The sequence below is a fragment of the Pontibacter rugosus genome (genome assembly GCF_042678745.1).
Lineage (GTDB): Bacteria > Bacteroidota > Bacteroidia > Cytophagales > Hymenobacteraceae > Pontibacter > Pontibacter rugosus.
This window is the reverse complement of sequence record NZ_JBHTLD010000527.1, coordinates 1-586: the sequence shown is the minus strand read 5'-3', so window position 1 is coordinate 586 and position 586 is coordinate 1. Positions and strand designations below refer to the sequence as shown.

Annotated in this window: 1 protein-coding gene; it reads right to left on the bottom strand. The window is 40.8% G+C overall.

What is annotated here, in order from left to right:
* Window positions 1–32: 32 nt before the first annotated feature.
* Window positions 33–586 (bottom strand): MarR family winged helix-turn-helix transcriptional regulator (locus ACFQ2O_RS22275; protein ID WP_377533221.1); only part of this gene is annotated, 554 nt, incomplete at its 5' end.

Sequence of the window (586 nt, the reverse complement as noted above, 5' to 3'; positions counted from 1 at the left end):
AAGTGGTATAAATAAATTTATTTAAAGCATGCTTAAACCGGTAACTGGCGCATCATTTTATTGAGGATAGTATCCAGTTGTTTTACATCTTCCGCATCCAGAGAAACCGCCTGTATGAGTTGGTCTGGAATACAAGTGGCTTGCGCTCGCATGTTTTCCCCCTGCTCCGCCAGACTCACATTTACACTTCGTTCGTCTTGCTGGCTTCTGGCTCTATGCAATAGCCCCTTTTGCTCCAGTCTTTTAAGTAAGGGAGTAAGTGTGCCGCTATCCAACATTAATTGCTGCCCCAGTTCTTTTACAGAAATAAGCTCATGCTCCCATAGCACCAGCATTACCAGGTACTGCGGGTACGTAAGATCCAACGCTGCAAGTATGGGTTTATACAAAGAGGTAATATGCCGTGATAAGGCATAAAACTTAAAACACATCTGGTTTTTCAAAAACAACTGCTCCATATAGGTACAAATGTAATGTTTAAAATTAAATTGTGCAAAATTAAATTGTTTAAACCAGTATACCGGAGCTAAAGCCGTTTTGCTTATACTAGTGCTTGACTGGGTAGAGCAATTAGTTAGAGGGGTAT